The sequence below is a fragment of the Micromonospora sp. RB23 genome, from assembly GCF_053585025.1.
The window spans coordinates 4,361,791-4,379,201 of record NZ_CM132111.1 but is presented as its reverse complement, the minus strand read 5'-3'; the positions used below and the strand labels follow the sequence as shown (position 1 = coordinate 4,379,201).

17 protein-coding genes are annotated in these 17,411 nt (G+C 72.0%); 11 read left to right on the top strand and 6 right to left on the bottom strand.

Features of this window, described 5'->3' with window-relative positions:
* Window positions 1-62: 62 nt before the first annotated feature.
* Entirely contained in the window at window positions 63-2,417 is a 2,355-nt protein-coding gene (locus tag ACTFTM_RS20080) for an AbfB domain-containing protein (protein WP_449562013.1), read from the bottom strand.
* A 194-nt stretch (window positions 2,418-2,611) separates the two neighbouring features.
* Between ACTFTM_RS20080 and ACTFTM_RS20075 the strand changes: the two genes are divergently transcribed.
* Together ACTFTM_RS20075 and ACTFTM_RS20070 are read left to right on the top strand one after the other, a co-directional pair.
* Window positions 2,612-3,046, top strand: coding sequence for a VOC family protein (locus ACTFTM_RS20075; RefSeq protein WP_449562012.1), 435 nt, complete (start codon window positions 2,612-2,614; stop codon window positions 3,044-3,046).
* Window positions 3,047-3,117: 71 nt separating this feature from the next.
* On the top strand, window positions 3,118-3,810 hold the full coding sequence (locus tag ACTFTM_RS20070) for a type 1 glutamine amidotransferase domain-containing protein (RefSeq protein WP_449562011.1): 693 nt from the start codon (window positions 3,118-3,120) through the stop codon (window positions 3,808-3,810).
* 71 nt (window positions 3,811-3,881) lie between these two features.
* Here ACTFTM_RS20070 and ACTFTM_RS20065 read toward each other — a convergent pair whose 3' ends face one another.
* Complete coding sequence (locus ACTFTM_RS20065) at window positions 3,882-5,495, bottom strand: FAD-dependent oxidoreductase (protein WP_449562010.1); 1,614 nt, start codon at window positions 5,493-5,495, stop codon at window positions 3,882-3,884.
* 190 nt (window positions 5,496-5,685) lie between these two features.
* On the opposite strand from ACTFTM_RS20065, the gene ACTFTM_RS20060 reads away from it, so the two are divergent.
* Window positions 5,686-6,195 carry a cupin domain-containing protein gene (locus ACTFTM_RS20060; protein WP_449562009.1) on the top strand — a complete coding sequence of 170 codons (510 nt, stop codon included), beginning with the start codon at window positions 5,686-5,688 and terminating at the stop codon, window positions 6,193-6,195.
* Window positions 6,196-6,340: 145 nt separating this feature from the next.
* On the opposite strand, the gene ACTFTM_RS20055 is transcribed toward ACTFTM_RS20060, so the two are convergent.
* Window positions 6,341-7,612 (bottom strand): MFS transporter, encoded by a 1,272-nt coding sequence (locus tag ACTFTM_RS20055; RefSeq protein ID WP_449562008.1) that lies wholly within the window; start codon window positions 7,610-7,612, stop codon window positions 6,341-6,343.
* Window positions 7,613-7,661: 49 nt separating this feature from the next.
* Window positions 7,662-8,852 (bottom strand): MFS transporter, encoded by a 1,191-nt coding sequence (locus ACTFTM_RS20050; RefSeq protein ID WP_449562007.1) that lies wholly within the window; start codon window positions 8,850-8,852, stop codon window positions 7,662-7,664.
* Window positions 8,853-9,016: 164 nt separating this feature from the next.
* Between ACTFTM_RS20050 and ACTFTM_RS20045 the strand changes: the two genes are divergently transcribed.
* A complete protein-coding gene (locus ACTFTM_RS20045) occupies window positions 9,017-10,441 on the top strand; it encodes a class I adenylate-forming enzyme family protein (RefSeq protein ID WP_449566678.1) in 1,425 nt (474 codons plus the stop codon).
* 43 nt (window positions 10,442-10,484) lie between these two features.
* Here ACTFTM_RS20045 and ACTFTM_RS20040 read toward each other — a convergent pair whose 3' ends face one another.
* Window positions 10,485-11,114, bottom strand: coding sequence for a 4'-phosphopantetheinyl transferase family protein (locus ACTFTM_RS20040; RefSeq protein ID WP_449562006.1), 630 nt, complete (start codon window positions 11,112-11,114; stop codon window positions 10,485-10,487).
* Between the two features lie 15 nt (window positions 11,115-11,129).
* On the opposite strand from ACTFTM_RS20040, the gene ACTFTM_RS20035 reads away from it, so the two are divergent.
* From ACTFTM_RS20035 to ACTFTM_RS20005, 7 genes are read left to right on the top strand one after another with little or no spacing between them, the layout of a single operon-like run.
* A complete protein-coding gene (locus ACTFTM_RS20035; protein WP_449562005.1) occupies window positions 11,130-11,417 on the top strand; it encodes an acyl carrier protein in 288 nt (95 codons plus the stop codon).
* A gap of 2 nt (window positions 11,418-11,419) precedes the next feature.
* Window positions 11,420-11,662, top strand: a complete 243-nt coding sequence (locus tag ACTFTM_RS20030; RefSeq protein WP_357125192.1) for a hypothetical protein — start codon at window positions 11,420-11,422, stop codon at window positions 11,660-11,662.
* Entirely contained in the window at window positions 11,659-12,774 is a 1,116-nt protein-coding gene (locus ACTFTM_RS20025; RefSeq protein WP_449562004.1) for a beta-ketoacyl synthase N-terminal-like domain-containing protein, read from the top strand. Before ACTFTM_RS20030 ends, ACTFTM_RS20025 begins: the two co-directional genes overlap by 4 nt.
* Window positions 12,771-13,328 carry a beta-ketoacyl synthase chain length factor gene (locus ACTFTM_RS20020; RefSeq protein WP_449562003.1) on the top strand — a complete coding sequence of 186 codons (558 nt, stop codon included), beginning with the start codon at window positions 12,771-12,773 and terminating at the stop codon, window positions 13,326-13,328. Before ACTFTM_RS20025 ends, ACTFTM_RS20020 begins: the two co-directional genes overlap by 4 nt.
* Window position 13,329: 1 nt before the next feature.
* The gene (locus ACTFTM_RS20015; RefSeq protein ID WP_449562002.1) at window positions 13,330-14,631 is read left to right on the top strand and encodes a beta-ketoacyl-[acyl-carrier-protein] synthase family protein; all 1,302 of its coding nucleotides are present in this window, start codon (window positions 13,330-13,332) and stop codon (window positions 14,629-14,631) included.
* A gap of 10 nt (window positions 14,632-14,641) precedes the next feature.
* Window positions 14,642-15,571, top strand: a complete 930-nt coding sequence (locus ACTFTM_RS20010; RefSeq protein ID WP_449562001.1) for a phytanoyl-CoA dioxygenase family protein — start codon at window positions 14,642-14,644, stop codon at window positions 15,569-15,571.
* A gap of 20 nt (window positions 15,572-15,591) precedes the next feature.
* Window positions 15,592-16,605, top strand: a complete 1,014-nt coding sequence (locus ACTFTM_RS20005; protein WP_449562000.1) for a phosphatase PAP2 family protein — start codon at window positions 15,592-15,594, stop codon at window positions 16,603-16,605.
* Here ACTFTM_RS20005 and ACTFTM_RS20000 read toward each other — a convergent pair.
* On the bottom strand, window positions 16,526-17,317 hold the full coding sequence (locus ACTFTM_RS20000) for a thioesterase II family protein (RefSeq protein ID WP_449566677.1): 792 nt from the start codon (window positions 17,315-17,317) through the stop codon (window positions 16,526-16,528). The genes ACTFTM_RS20005 and ACTFTM_RS20000 overlap by 80 nt on opposite strands.
* Window positions 17,318-17,411: the final 94 nt, after the last annotated feature.

Here is a 17,411-nt window from a genome sequence, read left to right as displayed (position 1 = left end):
CCGGTGCGGGCCGGCGGCTCTGCGCCGGCCCGCACCGATCGTCGGAGCACGGTCCGTCGGGGTCAGGGGGCCCAGGGGGCGGCGATGTTCCAGGTGCTGTCGGCCGCCCAGAGGGTGGGGCTGTTGAAGGCGTCACCGCCCGCGCCGTTGCTGAGCCAGACCTCCGAGTTGTAGTGCCGGAGGTACTTCCCGCGGAAGTTGTACGACTCCAGCGACACGCCGCCCCCGGTCAGCCCCACGCGGGCGCACCAGGTGGCGTCGGCGCGCAGGAGCGCCGACCCGTCGTTGGGCGAGTTGCGGACCCGGGAATCCTGGTGCCGCAGGTACTGACCGGGATAGTTGACCGACTCGAAGGAGTAGCAGGCGCCGTCGGCCAGGCCCGGCCGGATGGTGTACGTCGCGTCGTTCCTGAGCAGCGCCGAGCTGCCCGCGTCGACGACCTCGGTGTACGCCAGGCTGTTCTGGTGGCGCAGGTACCGGTTGGTGTAGCCGGGGGTGGTCACCTGCAACGAACGCCGGGTGTTGACCGGCAGGGCGACGGGGGCCGCGCTGCCGATCGACCTGGACGCGTCGACGAGGGCGGTGTTGGCCGCGCGGACCCGGGCCTGGTCCATCTTGACCACCTGCCGGTCGTAGGTGAGGAAGCCGTTCAGCTCGCCCTCCTGGTCGGCGATCTCGGTGTAGATCGAGGCACTGAGACCCTTGCCGAGCATCAGGTTCCGCGCGCCCTCCACCAGCCCCACGTACCGGTCGGTGAGCGCAGCGGAGGTGGGCTGCCACTCGTAGGCGAAGAACTGCCCGTTCGGGCTGTACTCGTGGCCGGGTACGCGTAGGCCCAGGCCGCCGAACTCGCCGAGCACCGCGATCCGGCTGTTCGACGGAGAGGGTGAGTCCGGGCCGAGGTAGACGTGCCAGTCGTCGATGTCGCCGTTACCGGGGTTGCCGAGGGACTGGCAGCAGTTGTAGCCGCTGTGCGGGTTGACCAGGCGGGTGGGGTCCTGGTTCTTGATGTTCTGCGCCACGCGGCGGGTGTCGGCCAGGGCGCGCTCGCCCCAGCCTTCGTTGTAGGGCGTGTAGGCGACGACCGCGGGGGAGCTGCGGTGCTCGTCGACGATCTCGCGTGCCTCGGTCTCGAACTGCGCCTGTTGGGCATCGGTGGGATCGATGTTCTGCGCGGTGAGCGACGGGATGTCCTGCCAGACCAGCAGACCGAGCCGGTCGGCGTGGTAGAACCAGCGCTGCGGTTCGACCTTGATGTGCTTGCGCACCATGTTGAAGCCCAGATCCTTGTGCTTCTGCAGGTCGAACGCGAGGGCGGCGTCGGTCGGCGCGGTGTACAGGCCGTCCGGCCAGAAGCCCTGGTCGAGGGTGCCGACCTGGAAGACGAACTGGCCGTTGAGCTTCGGTCGTAGCACCCCGTTGACCACACCGGTGGTGATCTCCCGCATTCCGAAGTAGTGCATGGTCTGGTCGATGGTCGCGCCGCTGGCGTTGCGCAGGCGGATTCGTAGGTTGTAGAGGAACGGGTCGTCGGGTGACCAGCGGCGGGCGTTCGGCACCGGGACGGTGAAGTCGGTGAAGCCGCCGGTGGCGGAGCCGACGACGGTGCTTCCGTTCAACGCCTCGGCGAGCACGCTGTGCCCGCTCACGTCGCCCCGGGTGAAGACCCGGACCCGCAGGGTGTTGGCGCCCAGGTTCGGGTAGACGTCCACGCTGCTGATCGACGCCGCGGGCACCGGCTCCATCCACACCGTCTGCCAGATGCCCGAGCTGGGTGTGTAGAAGATCCCGCCGGGCTGCTTGGTCTGCTTGCCGATCGGCGGCAGGCTGCCGTTCTGCCGGGTGTCGGTCGGATCCCACACCTTCACCACGATCTCGTTCACGCCGCCATTGAGCTGCGTCGTCACGTCGAAGGTGAAGGCGTCGTAGCCGCCGGTGTGCGCGCCGACCCGCACGCCGTTGACCCAGACCGTGCTCTGCCAGTCCACCGCGCCGAAGTGCAGCAGGGTCCGCCGGCCCGACCAGTTCGGCGGGACGGTGACGGTGCGTCGGTAGAACAGGTAGTTGCGGTTGTCGTTGGCGGGCCGCTGGACACCGGAGAGGGCGCTCTCCACGGGGAACGGCACGTTGACCCGTTCGGGCAGGTCGGTGTTGAACTGCGGGGCGTCGTCGGTGCCGGACTGCCGTAGCTGCCACTCCCCGTTGAGGTTGAGCCAGTCCGGACGCGTCATCTGCGGTCGCGGGTATTCCGGCAGGGGAGTTCCGGCCAGCGCCTGGCTGGTCCACGGGGTGGTCAGTGGTGGCGTCCTGGCCGGGGCGGCCTGCGCCGGTCGGGCCGGTGCGGCGAACACGCCGGCGACGAGGGTGAGGATGAGCAGTAGGGGCAGGGCGGGGCGGGCGGGGACCTGACGTGTCATGCCGTCTCCGAGGGGCGGGTCGCCGCGGGCCGTGCAGCTGAGCCCGCAGCGCGGGCGGTGGACATCGGTTATAGAGGCATCCGGGACGCTCAGTCAATCGCCTGCTGTCAATGCATCTCCTGTCCAGTGCTCCTCAACTGGCGTTGCCTACAACTCCAGGTGCAGAAGTCATCACCTGGCACGAAGGAGTTGTCATGACCGACGTCACCGCACCGTCGTTCAGCGGCGTGCACCACGTCGCTTTCACCGTCCGGAACCTCGAGGCCAGCGTGGCCTGGTACCAGAAGGTCTTCCAGGCCACGCTCGCGGACGGCAAGCTTCCGCACTACGGCCGTGAGTGGACCGGGTACGCCGAGCTGGTCATCGACCAGCGCACCGGCTTCTCCATCGGTCTGCACCACAACGAGGGCAACCAGGGCGAGGAGTTCAACGAGGTCCGTACCGGCCTCGACCACTTCTCCCTCAACGTCGAGACGCGCGAAGGGCTCGAGGCCTGGTCCGCCTGGCTCGACAGCCTGGGCGTCGCGCACTCCGGCATCCAGACCGCGCGGGAGCCGTTCCTCTACTCGACCGTCGTCTTCCGGGACATCGACAACATCCAGCTCGAGGTCGTCGCCTTCGGCGTCTGAGTAGCCGGACCGTGGGTATGACCGCCGACGCGACGGACGCCGGCGCCGGCCCGATGATTCAAGGAGTGGACATGACCAAGGTTCTGATGGTGTTGACCTCGCACGACCAGCTCGGTGACACCGGTCGCAAGACCGGGTTCTGGCTGGAGGAGCTGGCCACGCCCTACTACCGGTTCCGGGACGCCGGATGGGAGGTGACGCTCGCCTCGCCCCAGGGTGGCCGGGCGCCCCTGGACCCGAAGAGCGACGAGCCGGACTTCCAGACCGACCAGACCCGTCGGTTCACGGCGGACGCCGAGGCGGAACGCCAGCTCGGGACGACCGTACGGCTCGACTCGGTCTCCGTCGCGGACTACGACACCGTCTTCTACCCGGGCGGTCACGGACCCCTGTGGGACCTCGCCGAGGACGACACCTCGATCAAGCTGATCGAGCAGGTCGTCGCGGCGGGCAAGCCGATCGCGCTGGTGTGCCACGCCCCGGGGGTGTTGCGGCACTGCGTGACGCCGGACGGTGAGCCGCTGGTGGCCGGCAGGCGGGTCACCGGGTTCACCGACAGCGAGGAGGAGTACATGGGCCTGACGAAGGTCGTGCCCTTCCTCGTCGAGGACGAGCTGGTCGCGAAGGGCGCCGACTTCTCCAAGGCGGGCAACTTCGAGCCGTACGTGGTGAGCGACGGGTTGCTCGTCACGGGCCAGAATCCGGCGTCCTCAGGGCCGGCGGCCGACGAGTTGATCTCGCTGGTGGGACGCAACGGCGGGTAGCGGCAGCGATCTCCGTCCGGTGGGCGTCACCGCCCGCCGGACGGAGCCCGTCCGGTGGCCGCGCCGCGACCTCAGCGGGACCGTACGGTGTGGACCGCGGAGACCGCTCCGGCGCCCTCGCCGACGGCTGTCGCGACCCGCTTGGTGGAACCGGAGCGGATGTCGCCCACCGCGAAGACGCGGGCGGCGCTGGTCTGGAACGGCAGCGGCGCGTCGTGCGTGCCGGACGGCAGCCGGCTGTCGGTCAGCACGAAACCACTCTCATCCATCGCGATGCCCTTCATCCATCCGGACTCCGGTTCGGCGCCGATGAAGCAGAACAGTCCCCGGCAGTCCAGCCGCGTGGGCTCACCCTCCTCCGCCACGACGATCGCCCTCAGGGTGTCCTCCCCGTGCAGCTCCCGCAGGACGCTGCCGGTGTGGACGGTGATCCGGGGATGGGCCCGGATCCGGTCGGTCAGGTACGCCGACATCTTCGCCCCGAGGTCGGCCGCGCGCACCACCAGGTGTACGGAGCAGTTCCGGGCGGCCAGGGAGAGCGCCGCCTGCCCGGCCGAATTGGCGCCGCCCAACACGGCGACCGGCTGGGACTCGTACCCGCGCACGTCCAGCTCGGTGGCCGCGTACCGGACACAGCCGCTCTGCTCGAACTCGGCCCACCGCTCGATGTCGAGGCGTCGGTAACGCGCCCCGGTGGCGGCGATGACCGCGGACGTGCCGATCCGGGTGCCGTCCACCAACTCCACGACGGGTCGCTTCTCGTCGGACACGTCCAGGCCGACCACCGCGCACGGCGCGTAGATCTGGACGCCGAACTTCAGCGCCTGGAGCATCGCCAGCCGGGCCAACTGTTCACCGCTGACACCCTCGGGGAAGCCGAGGTAGTTCTCGATGCGCGCGCTCTTGGCCGCCTGGCCGCCGAGGCCGGTGCCGTCCAGCAGCACCGTGATGAGGCCCTCGGACGCGCCGTACACCGCCGCGGCCAGCCCGGCCGGCCCGGCGCCGACCACGACCAGGTCGGGGTCGCGCGCCGTGGCGACGTAGGTCAGACCGAGCGCCTCCGCGACCGTGCCGGGAGTGGCGTGACGCAGTACGTGGTTGCTGGTGACCGCGACCGGAAGGTCGTCCTCGCCGACACCCTCCGCCCGCATCAGCGCCCGCCCGGGCAGCGACGCCGCGTCGAGCCAGGTGTGCGGGAGGAGCATCTGGTTCACGTACGTCCGCAGCTCCAGCGACTCGGCCACGTGTGGCCGACCGACGATCTCCAGGGCGTTGCCGGCCGCGCCGCGCATCAGCTCGCGCCGGGCCCGGAAGGTCTCGATCAGCACGTCGGCGATGTCGACCTGGTCGGCGAGCACGCGGCGCAGCTCGGGCGCGGTGATCCGGACGACGGTCCCGGCCGTCACGACGCGGACCGTGAGGAACACCTGCTGCCCGGTCAGCAGGCTCAGTTCGCCGAGGAACTCGCCCGGCCCGCGCCGGTAGATCAGTCGTTCGGGCTCCAGCGCCGTCGCGTTGCGGACCGCCTCGGCAGTCGCCGTACGCAGCAGGAAGAAGTCGTAGGAGCTGTCGCCGGCGGCGTACAGGTGTTGTCCCTGGCTGACCTCCTCCTCGGTGCCGTAGCTGGCGAGGCGGTCGAACTGCTCGGCGTCGAGGACAGGGCCGTCGGCGTCTGGAGTGCTCACCATCGAAGAGTAGGTGCCCGTTGTTGACAGCAACTGGACCGACACTGACTTGTCCGACAGCGCCGGGCGGGTGGCTTTCGCGGCTTCCCCGTCGCGACCGCTGCCGCCGGCGGTAACTTGCTGGTCACTGGAAATCGTGTGCCCCGGTGTTGGGTTGACGCGCTGTGGACGGCACGAGAGAGGGACGACAGTGAAGAAGCAAGCGGACTGGGGTCGGGACGGGTGGGCGGTCCAGCCGGGCGAGGGGGAGCTGATCGAGCTGGGCGGCCCGCACCGCCCGGAGATCCTCGTCCGGGGCGCCGAGGCGGATGGGGCGTTGGGCGCCTTCCTGTTCCATCACGACGTGATCGCCGAGAACCCGCCCCACGCGCATCACGACTTCATGAAGATCGCCTACGTCCTGGAGGGCGAGTACCACTTCCGGGTGGGGAACGCCGAGTTCTCCGGTGGCCCGGGTACCACGGTTGTGGTGCCCCGGGGCGCCTACCACACGTTCGTCACCCCGACCGGCGGGAAGCTGCTCTTCGTCAGCGCGCCTGCCGGCAACGAGCAACTCTTCGAGGAACTCGGCGGTCTCGGCCCGAACCCCACGCCGGAGCAGCTCGCCGAGATCGACGAGCGCTTCGCCACGACCCGGCTTCCGGGCGAGGAGGGCCGCCCCTGGAGTCAGCTGCGGGGCGGCGCGGGGACGGCGCACTGATCTCCCGGAGACACCGCGTCCCCTGTCGGGCTGCGTACCGCGACCGGCGTCGGCCAACCTGTGGCCGACGCCGGTCGGGTGGGGACCGGGTCCCCGGCGAGAGCTCCGCGTCGGGGACCGACCCGCCGGCGGTGCCGGTGAACGACTACGCGGGCCTGACGGCCGGCCTGGTCCGACCAACGGTGGTGAGGTAGAGGACCAGGCCGGCGCCGGTGAGGACAAATCCCGCCCACACCGTGGAGAGGGTTCCCCACCCGGCGCCGAGGGCGACGGCGCCGCCGATCGCGCCGAGCGAGTTGGCGAGGTTGAGGGCGGCCAGGTTGAGCGCGCCCATGAGGGTCGGCGCGTCGGGTGCGAACTGGGTCAGCCGTACCTGGATGGCCGGAATGGCGAACATCATGGTCGCGCCGACGCCGAACAGCGCCGGCATGAGGATCAGGATCTCCCGGCCGGTGAAGGCGATGGCCACCAGCAGCACCAGGACGTAGCTGAAGCCGTAGATCAGCGGCCGGCTGCCGTCGCGGTCGGCGGCGCGACCACCGAAGTAGTTTCCGAACGCCATGCCGAGGCCGAAGACGGCCAGGGCGACCGGAATGAGCGACGGGCTCTCCCGTGCCGCGTCGGTGACGAACGGCCCGATGAAGGTGTAGACGGCGAAGATGCTGGAGATGCCGAGCGCCGCGACAGCGACCATGAGCCAGACCTCGCGTCGCCGGAGGGCGGCCAGTTCGTGCCCCACCGAACTGCCGTGCAGGTCGTCGGTGCGCGGCAGCCACGCCAGGAGCGCCGCTCCGGCCAGCAGACCCAGACCGACCACGGTCCAGTAGGTCGTACGCCACCCGGCCTGCTGGCCGACGAGGGTGCCGAGCGGCGACCCCAGGATGGTGGCCACCGTCAGGCCGCCCATCACGGTGGCGAACGCCCTGCCACCCTTGCCGGGGCCGTAGACGTACGCGGCGACGACAGCCCCCGCGCCGAAGAACGCGCCCTGCACGCTCCCGGTGATGAAGCGGAAGACGACAAGAGTCGCGATGTTCGGGGCCAGGCCCGACAGGACGTTGCCGACCAGGAACAACGCGATCAGACCCAGCAGGAGGGTACGGCGGTTGGCGCGCGCCGCGAGAAGCGTGATCGCCGGCGAGCCGATCATGACACCGAAGGCGTAGGCGCTGATCGCGTACGTCGCGACCGGGATGGACGTGCCCAGGTCGGCGGCGAAGAGTTGCAGGATCCCGTTGCTGCCGAACTCGCCGGTGCCGATGGCGAAGGTGCCCAGCGCCAACGCGAAGAGGGTCAGCCCCGGACGGGGCGCCGGCCGCGCGGCGGTGGCCGACCGCGTGGTCGCGTCGCGCCCGCGCGGCTCGTCGTGGATGCCGGGCTCAGCCGGTTGGAGCCGGGTGTGGTGTTCTGTGGTCATGGAGCCTTGTCCTCGTGGGCGGATTGCCTTTTCCGAGGACATGCTGACGTCAGCCAGTTGACAGCTTCTGAAGTCTGTCGGACCGGGCGGACGTCCTCGCGTCCCGGCTGAGCAGCACGAGGGCGGCCACCGTCAGCAGTCCGCCGGCGAGCGCGAGCGCGCGTGCCCCCGACATGGGCAGGAGCGCGCCGCCGAGCAGCGAACCACCGGCGATGCCGACGTTGAACGCGGTGCTGACGCCGGCCGAGGCGATGTCGGTGCTGCCGGGTGCCAGGTGCAGCATGCGGTTCTGCACGGCGGAGGCGAAGGCCGCGTAGGCGAGGCCGAGCCCGGCGAGACAGACGACCGCGCCGGGCGGGAGAGCGCCGAGTCCGTACATGCCGAACAGCGCGGCCGCACCGACGCCCAGCGACGCCAACAGCGAGGCGATCGGCCGGGTGTCCAGGGTCCGCGCCACGAGCAGGGTGCCGACGACGCCCGCGACGCCGGAGGTGAACAGCAGCGGCGTCAGGGCCGCGTCGGCGAAGCCGCCGACGTCGAGCAGGAAGGGCGTGATGTAGGTCTGCAGGGTCAGGAAACCGCCGATGCCGAGGGTGGTGGCGGCCAGCAGCACGGCGAAGCGCCGTCCGTCGGGCGCCGTGCCCCGAGCGCCGCCACCGGCCGCCGGGGGATAGGTGGGTAGGAGGGCGAACACCGCGACGGCGATCACCAGACCGACCCCGGCCAGCGCCGCGAACGCCGCGCGCCAGCCGGCCTGCTGACCGATCCAGGTCCCCAGGGGTACGCCGAGCACCGGCGCGAGCGTCGCCCCGGTCGCGAACAGCGCCACCACCCGGCCCCGCACCGCGACGGGGAAGGGCCCGATCACGGTCGCCGTGGCGATGGACCAGAACAGCGCCTGCGCGACAGCGGTCCCGAGGCGGGCCCCGGCCAGCACGGAGTACGTCTGCGCGGTGGCGGCGACGCCGTTCGCGGCGGCGAACAGGAGCATCGTGACGCCGAGCAGGTGGCGACGGGGGATTCGCCGGGTCAGCCGGGCCAGCGGTACGGACGCCAGCACCACCACGACGGCGTACCCGCTGACCAGCAGACCCACCCGCGAACGGGACCGGTCGAGATCGGACGCGAGGTGAGTCAACAGACCGACGGGCAGCAGTTCGGTCGTGACGAACGCGAACGCGGCCAGGGAGAGCGTGACGAGTACGGCCCTGGCCCTCGCCGGCGACACTTCCGGCGTCACCTACGCGCCCACCGTCCGGCCGGCGCTTGACGGTGCGGAGCGCGTCGATATAATTCATCGAACCGGGATGTCATCAGATGAGGAAGCTCCTCCGTTCGGCACGTACATACCCGTCGAGTCGAGCCGGCCCGCCGTTCGAACAGCGTGGAGGCCTTGTGTCCACTATAGATTCGCCGCTGGCGGCTGTGCGGCACGATCTGCCCGCGCACGGCACCGGTTGGGTCGACGACGTCCTGCTCGCCGGGCCGGGCAACGAGACCTGCCTCGTCCTCGGCACGCCGATCACCCGGGCGCAACTGCGCGCCGAGGTGACCTCCCGACAGGCCCGGCTCACCGACGCCGGGCTGCGCCCGGGCGGCGCGTTGGCGCTACGACTGCCCTCCTCGCTGGCGTACGTGGCCAACCTGCTCGCCGCCTGGCGGATCGGGGCCCAGGTGACGCTGCTCGACCACCGGCTGTCGCGCGGCGAGGTGGAGCGGGCGCTCGAACGCGTCGGCGCGCAGTTCCTCGTCCAGCCCGTCGACACCGTGCTCCCGCCGCTGCGCGGCTTCGTCACCGTCGACGAGACGGTCATCGCGCGCCCGGCCGGCCGGCCGGCGTCGACACCGCACGCCCTCATCCAGCTGAGCTCCGGGTCCACCGGCCCGTCGAAAGTCATCGGTCGCACCGTCGACGACCTGGTCGCCGAGATCGAGCGCTACACGCTCACCGACGGCGTGCCCCGGCCCGGTGAGCGGCTCGTGCTGCTCGCGTCGATGGCGCACGTGCTCGGTCTGGTCGGCGGCCTCCTCTACGCCCTGCACGCCCGGGTCACGCTCACGCTGCCCGAGCGGATGACGGTGGGCGGCGTGCTGGGTGTCATCGCCGGCGACTCCACGCCGACCACGGTGATCGGCGTGCCCGTGCACCTCGAGATGCTGATGGCCGGCCGCCCGGCCGGGCCGTTGCCGCAGTTCGTGCGGATGACCACGGCCGGCGAGCTGGTCCGGCCCGGCGTTCCCGAGCGCTTCGCGGAGTGCTACGACACCGTGCTGGGCAACATGTACGGGATGACCGAGGTCGGCGTCATCGCCACCGACCTGTTCGGTGTGCACCGACCCGGGTTGCGCCCGGCCCCCGGGATCGACGTACGGGTCGTCGACGGTGAGCTTCAGGTCCGTCGGCCCGTCACACCGTACGTGGGGCTCGTCGACGAGAGCCGCTGGTCCGACGGCTGGCTGCGCACGCGTGACGCGGCCACGCTCGACCCCGACACAGGGCTGTTCACGATCCGCGGCCGCCTCGACTCGCAGGTGTCCATCGGGGGCCTCAAAGTCGACCTCACCGAAGTCGAACAGGCCATCCTCGACCTGCCCGGCGTCACCGAGGCGGTGGTGACATTCGACGGCGGTGCCATCGAGGCGTACACGGCCGTCGACAAGCCGTTGACCGGGCGCGAGCTGGACGCCGCGTTGGAGGACGTCCTGGCCCCGTACAAGCGACCGCTGCGGTGGCAGATCCTGGCGAAGCTGCCGCGTACGTCCAGCGGCAAGCTGGTGCGCGACGTGGCCGTGTTGCGCAGCGCGTCGGCCGAGCCGACGTCGTCATGACGCTCCCAAACGGGGCGTGTGTGGCGCGACCGCCGACGGGCCGTCACGGCGCGGGCGCCTCCGGTGGGCCGATGAGCAGCCGGATGCCGCCGGTGTCGCCCTGGCCCGGTCGGTCCTGCCCGGCGACGGCCAGCACCAGGCCGTCGGGAAGGGCTCCGCAGGCCACCCCGGCCGGGCTGCCGGGCACGGGGCGCAACGGCAACGACCCCGGCGGGTCCGGCCAGACGGTCGGCAGCATCAGCGGTTGCCGTAGGCCGCCGCCGCGCAGGCCGGTGCCGCGCGCCTTGCCGATGGCCTCCTTCTGGGTCCACAGCCAGAGGAACGCGCTGGTGTGCAGCTCCCTCGGCTGGTCGGTCAGCCAGTCGGCGTCGGCCGGCGCCATCCAGCGCCGGGCCAGCGCCGCGCCGGGCAGCGCGCGTTCGCGCTCGACGTCCACGCCGACCGGCGTCACGGCGGAGACGGCCACCGCCACCACGCCGCGCCCGTGGCTGATGCTCGCGTGCAGCCCGCGCGCCGCGCCGGTGAGCCTCGGCCGGCCGGACTGGTCCCGTGCCACGCCAACGTCGGCGGCTGGCACGCCGAGCAGGTCGGCAGCCGTGCTGACCAGCTGCTCCGACGCCCGACCCCTGGGGTCGCCGGTGATCGTCGCAACCCGCACCACGACCCATTCCATGGGAGGAGTCAAGCAATGTCAGATGAGGTTCGCCAGTCCATCGTCGATGCCCTGGCCCAGATGAACTACGACGTCGACGACGTCACCGGCAACACGGTGCTGGGCCCCGCCGGGCTCGACCTGGAGTCGCTGGCCGTCGCCGAACTCGCCGTGCGCGTCGAGGACACCTTCGGCGTCAAGTTCACCGACGAGGAACTGGAGAAGCTGGCCGACTACACGCTCGACCGGTTCGCCGCCGAGGTGGCCGGGCGCGCGGAGCCGGCGCGGAGCGCCCCCGTCGCACCGGCCACCTCGGCGGAGTGACGGTGGGCGACAGCGATCGCCGCGACGAGATCCTGTCGATCCTCGCCGACGTGGGCTACCGGAGCGTCGACGCCTCGCGTGAGCGCATCGACTCGCTGGAGCTCGCCCGGCTGGTCTACGAGATAGAGCGGCGCTACGGCCTCGACCTCGACCTCGACGACGACGAGCTGGCGGCCATGTCCACGGTGACCGGTGCGGCGGAGATCCTCAGTCGTCTTACCCTGACGGCGGCGGAGTCGGAGTGACCCGCTCGACTGTCGTCGTCACCGGACTGGGTCTCCTGACGGCCCACGGCCGCGGCCCGGCGCCGCTGTTGGCGGCGGTGCTGGCCGGAAAGCCCGCGTTCGGCGAGGTCCGTCGCTTCGACCCGGGCCGCAGCCGGGTCCGCGCGGCGGCCACCCTCGCCGACACCGCAGATCTGGCCGCCGAGGTGGTCGCCGCCGTGGCGGACGCCTGCGACGACGCCGGGTTGGCGCACCGGCGCGGCGAGTGCCCGCTGTTCTTCGCCACCGGCACGGGCACCAGCGTGATCCGCGCCGGAGGGTCGGGCAACGGTCCGGCTGAACTGGCCGCCTCCGTGGCCCGGCGAAGCGGGCTCTCCGGTGTCGCGCGGGTCTACACGTCGGCGTGTGTGGCGGGCAGCACCGCGCTGGCCGAGGCCGCCTCGATGATCGCCCGGGGTCGGTGCGAACGCGCGGTGGTCGCCGGGGGCTTCCTCGTCGACGCCGACCACCAGGCCCTCTTCGACGCCGGCCGGGCACTGGCCGACGACGGCGCCGTACGCCCGTTCAGCAACGGCCGGCGCGGCATGCTGCTGGGCGACGCGGTCGCCGCCGTGGTGCTGGAGTCGGCGGCCGCCGCCCAGGGCCGGGGCGGTCGGGTCCGGTCCCGACTGGTCGGCTGGGCCCGGGCCGGCGACGCCTACCACGTCTGCCAACCCGATCCGGGTGGCGCCGGGATGGCCTCGGCCATCCGGGCCGGCCTGGCCCGGGCCGGTGTGCCGGCGGCGGAGTTGGCGTACGTCAACGCCAACGGCACCGGCACGACACGTGCCGACGCGGCCGAGAGCAGCGCGCTGCGCGTCGGCCTCGGCGCGGCGGCGGGGTCGGTGGCGGTCAGCTCGACCAAGTCCGTGCACGGGCACGCCCTGGAGGCGTCCGGCCTGCTGGAGTTCGCGGTCACCGCGCTGGCCCTCGACGCTGGCCGGCTACCGGTCAACGCCGGCTTTACCGGGGCGGACCCGCAGTGCCCGGTACGGGTGGTGCGCGAACCCGGCCCGCTGGTGGGTCGGTACGCCCTGAGCTGCAACTTCGCCTTCGGTGGCGCGAACACCGCTCTGGTGCTGGGGGCGGTGTGACAGGCCTCGACACCGCCGCGGGCGCGGTCCGTGAAGTGGCCCGCGCGGCGTGGCCCGAGCCCGGCGACGCCGGTCGACCACCCGCGGTCCGCGGGTTCGTCGCCTCGCCGTTCCCTCCGCTCGTCGTGGCCGTCGCCGGCCGCTGCCTGCGACGGCGCACCGGCGAGGGTCCCGCCGGGCCCACCGCCGTCGTGCTGGTCAGCGCGTACGCCGACCAGGCCACCGCGGCGGCCATCGCCGGGGAGGTGGACGCGGGCCGACGGGTGTCGCCGATGTACTTCTTCCAGTCCGTGCCGAACTCGGTCCTCGGCCACGTCGCCACCGAGTGGGCCCTGACCGGGCCGGTCGTGTCTCTCAGTCCGGCCGGCGATCCCTTCGGCGAGGGCCGGGCGGTGGCCCAGGGCCTGTTCGCCGACGGGGACGCGGCGGAGGCGCTGGTGATCGTCGTCGAGCACGACACCGACCCGGCCAATCCCTCCGGCGCGACGGCCCTGCTGCTCACGCCGGACCACGAGACGACCAGGCCGCCGACCGGCGGCGGACAAGGCGGTTGACATGACCGGATCGACCCGACCCTCGGCCACCATCACCGGGATGGGGCTGGTGACGCCCGTCGGGCGGGGCGCGGCGGACTTCTTCGCGGCCATCTGCAACGGACGCTCCGGGCTGGTGCGCCCGCCCGAGGGGCACGGTGCGGCCGCCGCCACGGAGGTGGTCGGCATCGCCCCGGACATCGACCCCACCACCGTGCTGCCGCCCAACGAGGTGCTGGCCGCCGACCGGTTTCTGATCATGGGTCTGGCCGCCGCGGACGACGCGATGCGGGACGCCGGCCTGGAGGTCGGCCGCGATGTCGACCCACTGCGGGTCGCCGTGGTCGTCTCCAGCGGCGCGGGTGGTCTCACCACGTACGAGGCGCAGGCCAAGGCTCGCGAGGAGCGCGGCCGCACCGCCGTGAGCGCGTACCTCTATCCCGGTTTCCTTCCCAACATGGCCGCCGCGCGCATCGCCATCAGGTACGGCATCCAGGGCTACAGCTCGTGCATCGCCACCGCCTGCGCGGCAAGCGCCCACGCCGTGGCGGAGGCGCTGCGGCTCATCCGGGCCGGCGACGCGGACGTGGTCGTGTGCGGTGGCGCGGAGTCGCCGCTCGGACCGACCGGCACCGCCGGATTCGCCAACGCGCGGGCGCTCGCCACCGGTTGGTCCGACCCGGCGCAGGCGAGCCGCCCGTTCGACCGGCGACGCAACGGCTTCGTGCTCGGCGAGGGCGCCGGGATCATGGTCGTCGAGCGCGCCGAGCACGCGGACGCGCGGGGGGCGGCCGGCTACGCCGACATCATCGGGTGGGGCGCCACCACCGACGCGTTCCACCCCACGTCGCCGCGGGCGGACGGCGCCGGCGCCGCGCAGAGCATGCGCCGGGCGGTCGCCGACGCCGGCGTCGCGCCCACCGACGTCGACTACATCAACGCCCACGGCACGAGCACCAAGCGGGGCGACGTGGCCGAGACCCGCGCCGTCCACAGCGCATTCGGTACGCACGCACCGGCGGTCAGCTCCACCAAGGGCGTGACCGGGCACCTGCTGGGCAGCGCCGGAGCCGTCGAGGCGGCGGCGGCGGCCCTGGCGTTCACCTACGGGGTGCTGCCGCCGACCCACAACCTGGACGATCCGGACCCGGCCTGCGACCTCGACCACGTGCGGGGTCAGGCGCGCCCGGTCCGGCCCCGCGCGGTCCTGTCCAACTCCTTCGCGTTCGGCGGACACAACGTCAGCCTGATGTTCGGTCCGCCCTCCACGGCGCGGGTCCGGGAGGCGGACCCGGCGGCGGTCACCACCACGGATCAACGATGAGAGGAGCGCGATGACAACGACGGAATTCACGCTGACCGACGAGGAGCGGGCCGCGCTGCCCACCGACGAGGACGTCCGGTCGTACGCCGAGCGGGGCTGGTACCTCAGCCAGAAGCTGCTCACCGACGACGAGGTGGACACGCTCGTGGCGGCCAGCGAGCGGTTCTACTCAGGCCACCGCGACCGGCGGTTGCCCCGGCGGCCGGCGAAGCTGGCCTACTGGGAGCCGGAACACGGCGACGTGCAGCGACACAACGACTACGTGCACTACGAGAGTGACGAGATCGGGGCGATCCTGCGCAAGCCGATCATCGGCGCGGTCGCGGCACGGCTGGCGGAGGCGGCCGAGATCCGGGTGTTCCAGAGCACCTTGATCCTCAAGCCGCCGAGCCCCGGCGAGCCGACGAACATCGTGCCCTGGCACTTCGACCGCCACTACTGGCAGACCTGCACCTCCGAGCGGATGCTGACCGCCTTCATCCCGATGCACGAGTGCACCGAGGAGATGGGCACGATCACGATGGTCGACGGCAGCCACACCTGGAAGGAGGTCGGCGGCGACGACAAGACCACGCGGCACTTCGCCGAGCGCGACCGTTCCGAGCTGGAGGATCTGCTCGTCAGCAACGCCGAGTACAACGGCGCGCAGGTCAACAAGATCCCCATGCACATCCCCAAGGGCCACATGAGCTTCCACCACTGCCGCACTTACCACGGCAGCGGGGCCAACCGGAGCCCACGTCCCCGGCGTGCCATCTCCCTGCACCTCCAGGACGGCGACAACCGGTACCGGCGGTTCCACCGCTCCGACGGCGACCTCGTCGTCTACAACCACGATTCCCTGGTACGCCGTAACGAGGCGGGTCTGCCCGACTACAGCGACCCGCAGTTCTGCCCGGTCCTCTGGCGGTCCTCACCCTCGTCGGGCGAGACGGCATGACCGTCGGCACGCCCCGGCCCGTGACAGTCACACGGGACCGGGGCGCCAGCCGGCGCGCCCCGTTGCTGTGGCCGGAGGAGTGCCTGTTCGCGGTGGCCCTCACGCTCGTCGCCGGGCTCGCCCTGGTCACCGGCGCGGTCTCCTGGGCGGTGATCGCCGCGTCTGCCGTGCTGGTCGGCGCGCTGATGACCGGGCTCGCGCTGTCGCGCCGCAGGCGTACCGCCGCGTCGGGAGCGGCGGCGCTCGACGCGGCGGCGGCGCGGGCGGGCGGCGCGGCGAGGCTGGCCAGGACCGTGGGCGGGGTGGCCAGGACGGCGGTGCCGTTCCTGTCCTGCGTGGTGATCTACTCGAGTCTGCGCGACATCACCCCGGAACTCGACTTCCCGCTCGTCGACCCCGCGCTGATCGAGTTCGACCGGACCGTCTTCGGCGGCGACGTCAGCCGTTGGCTCAACGACACCCTCGGCTCACCGGCGCTCACCTTGTTCATGGCGATCTGCTACCTGAGCTACGGCCTGTCCCAGGCGGCGTGGGCCATCTTCTCGTACCTGCGGGGTCACCTGCGCGAGTACCACGACTTCGCGCTCGCGATCTCCATCACCGCGGTCGTCGGCTACGCCGGCTACGTGCTGGTGCCGGGGGTGGGACCGCACATCTACCAGACAGACGTCTACGCCGACCCGCTCCCCGGTCACGAGGGATCGATCGGCGGCGCGCTGGACGCCATCACCGCGGTCCAGGGCCCGGCGCGGGATCTCTTTCCGAGCCTGCACACCGCCATGACGGTGGTGCTGATGGTCTACCTGTGGCGCGACGCCCGCCGCCTGTTCTGGTGGTACCTGCCGATCGGCCTGGGGCTGCTGCTGTCCACGCTGTACCTGCGTAAGCACTACGCCGTCGACCTGCTGGCCGGGGCGGTGCTGGCGGTGCTGGCGGTGGTGGTGGCCGGGCGGGTCAACCGCTGGTGGTACCGGCCCCGGAGCGAGTCACCCGCCGAAGCAGCTCGGTCGTCCGCGCCGTCACCACGTCGATGACCTGCGGATGGTCGAGGATGAAGTGCCCGCCGTCGACCACGGTCAGGTCGAAGCGCCCGACCGTCTCCTGCTGCCAGGCCAGCGCGCCCGCCGCGTCGGCCATCCGATCGTGGCGGCCCACCACGGCGGCGATCGGACACCCCAGCGCCCCTCGGGGCGGGCGGGCGTAGGTCTCCGCCAGCCGCAGGTCGGTTCGCAGCACCGGCAGGGCGAGCCGCATCAGCGCCGGTTCGGCGAGGACCTCGGCCGGGGTGCCGCCGAGGCGCCCCAGCGATTCGATCAGCCGATCGTCGTCCAACCCGTGCAGGGGGCGGTGGGCGAGACCGGCGGCCGGTCCGTTGCGCCCCGCGACGATCACCAGCTCGGGGCCGGGGCCGGTGCGCGACAGCGTCGCCGCCACCTCGTACGCCAGCAGCGCGCCGAAGCTGTGCCCGGCCAGGGCGTACGGACCCGACAGGCGGTCGCGCACCGAGTCGCTGACCGTGGCCGCCAACCGGGGCCAGTCGTCGATCGCCGGCTCCTGCCGGCGGGCGCCGTGCCCGGGCAGCTCCACCGGCTCCACCGCCACGTCGGTCGGAAGCCACCGCCTCCACCTGGTGAAATGCGAGGCCGAGCCGCCCGCGGCCGGGAAGCCGAACACCGTCAACGACGGCCGGCCTGAACGGCCGTTATCCGAGGCTCCATCGGCAACCAGGACGTGATCTATCAGCATTGACATCTCGCTTTCCGTCCGATGTACTTCAACGTACAGGGAAATCATCAGGCGGGGAATGGCCGCTGAGTTCGCCGGACGGATGCGCGTGGGG

Coding starts and splice junctions, on each gene's coding strand:
- ACTFTM_RS20080 (WP_449562013.1), bottom strand. CDS start 2,417: ATGACACGTCAGGTCCCCGCCCGCCCCGCCCTGCCCCTACTGCTCATC.
- ACTFTM_RS20035 (WP_449562005.1), top strand. CDS start 11,130: ATGTCAGATGAGGTTCGCCAGTCCATCGTCGATGCCCTGGCCCAGATG.
- ACTFTM_RS20040 (WP_449562006.1), bottom strand. CDS start 11,114: ATGGAATGGGTCGTGGTGCGGGTTGCGACGATCACCGGCGACCCCAGG.
- ACTFTM_RS20000 (WP_449566677.1), bottom strand. CDS start 17,317: ATGCTGATAGATCACGTCCTGGTTGCCGATGGAGCCTCGGATAACGGC.
- ACTFTM_RS20055 (WP_449562008.1), bottom strand. CDS start 7,612: ATGACCACAGAACACCACACCCGGCTCCAACCGGCTGAGCCCGGCATC.
- ACTFTM_RS20075 (WP_449562012.1), top strand. CDS start 2,612: ATGACCGACGTCACCGCACCGTCGTTCAGCGGCGTGCACCACGTCGCT.
- ACTFTM_RS20070 (WP_449562011.1), top strand. CDS start 3,118: ATGACCAAGGTTCTGATGGTGTTGACCTCGCACGACCAGCTCGGTGAC.
- ACTFTM_RS20010 (WP_449562001.1), top strand. CDS start 14,642: ATGACAACGACGGAATTCACGCTGACCGACGAGGAGCGGGCCGCGCTG.
- ACTFTM_RS20015 (WP_449562002.1), top strand. CDS start 13,330: ATGACCGGATCGACCCGACCCTCGGCCACCATCACCGGGATGGGGCTG.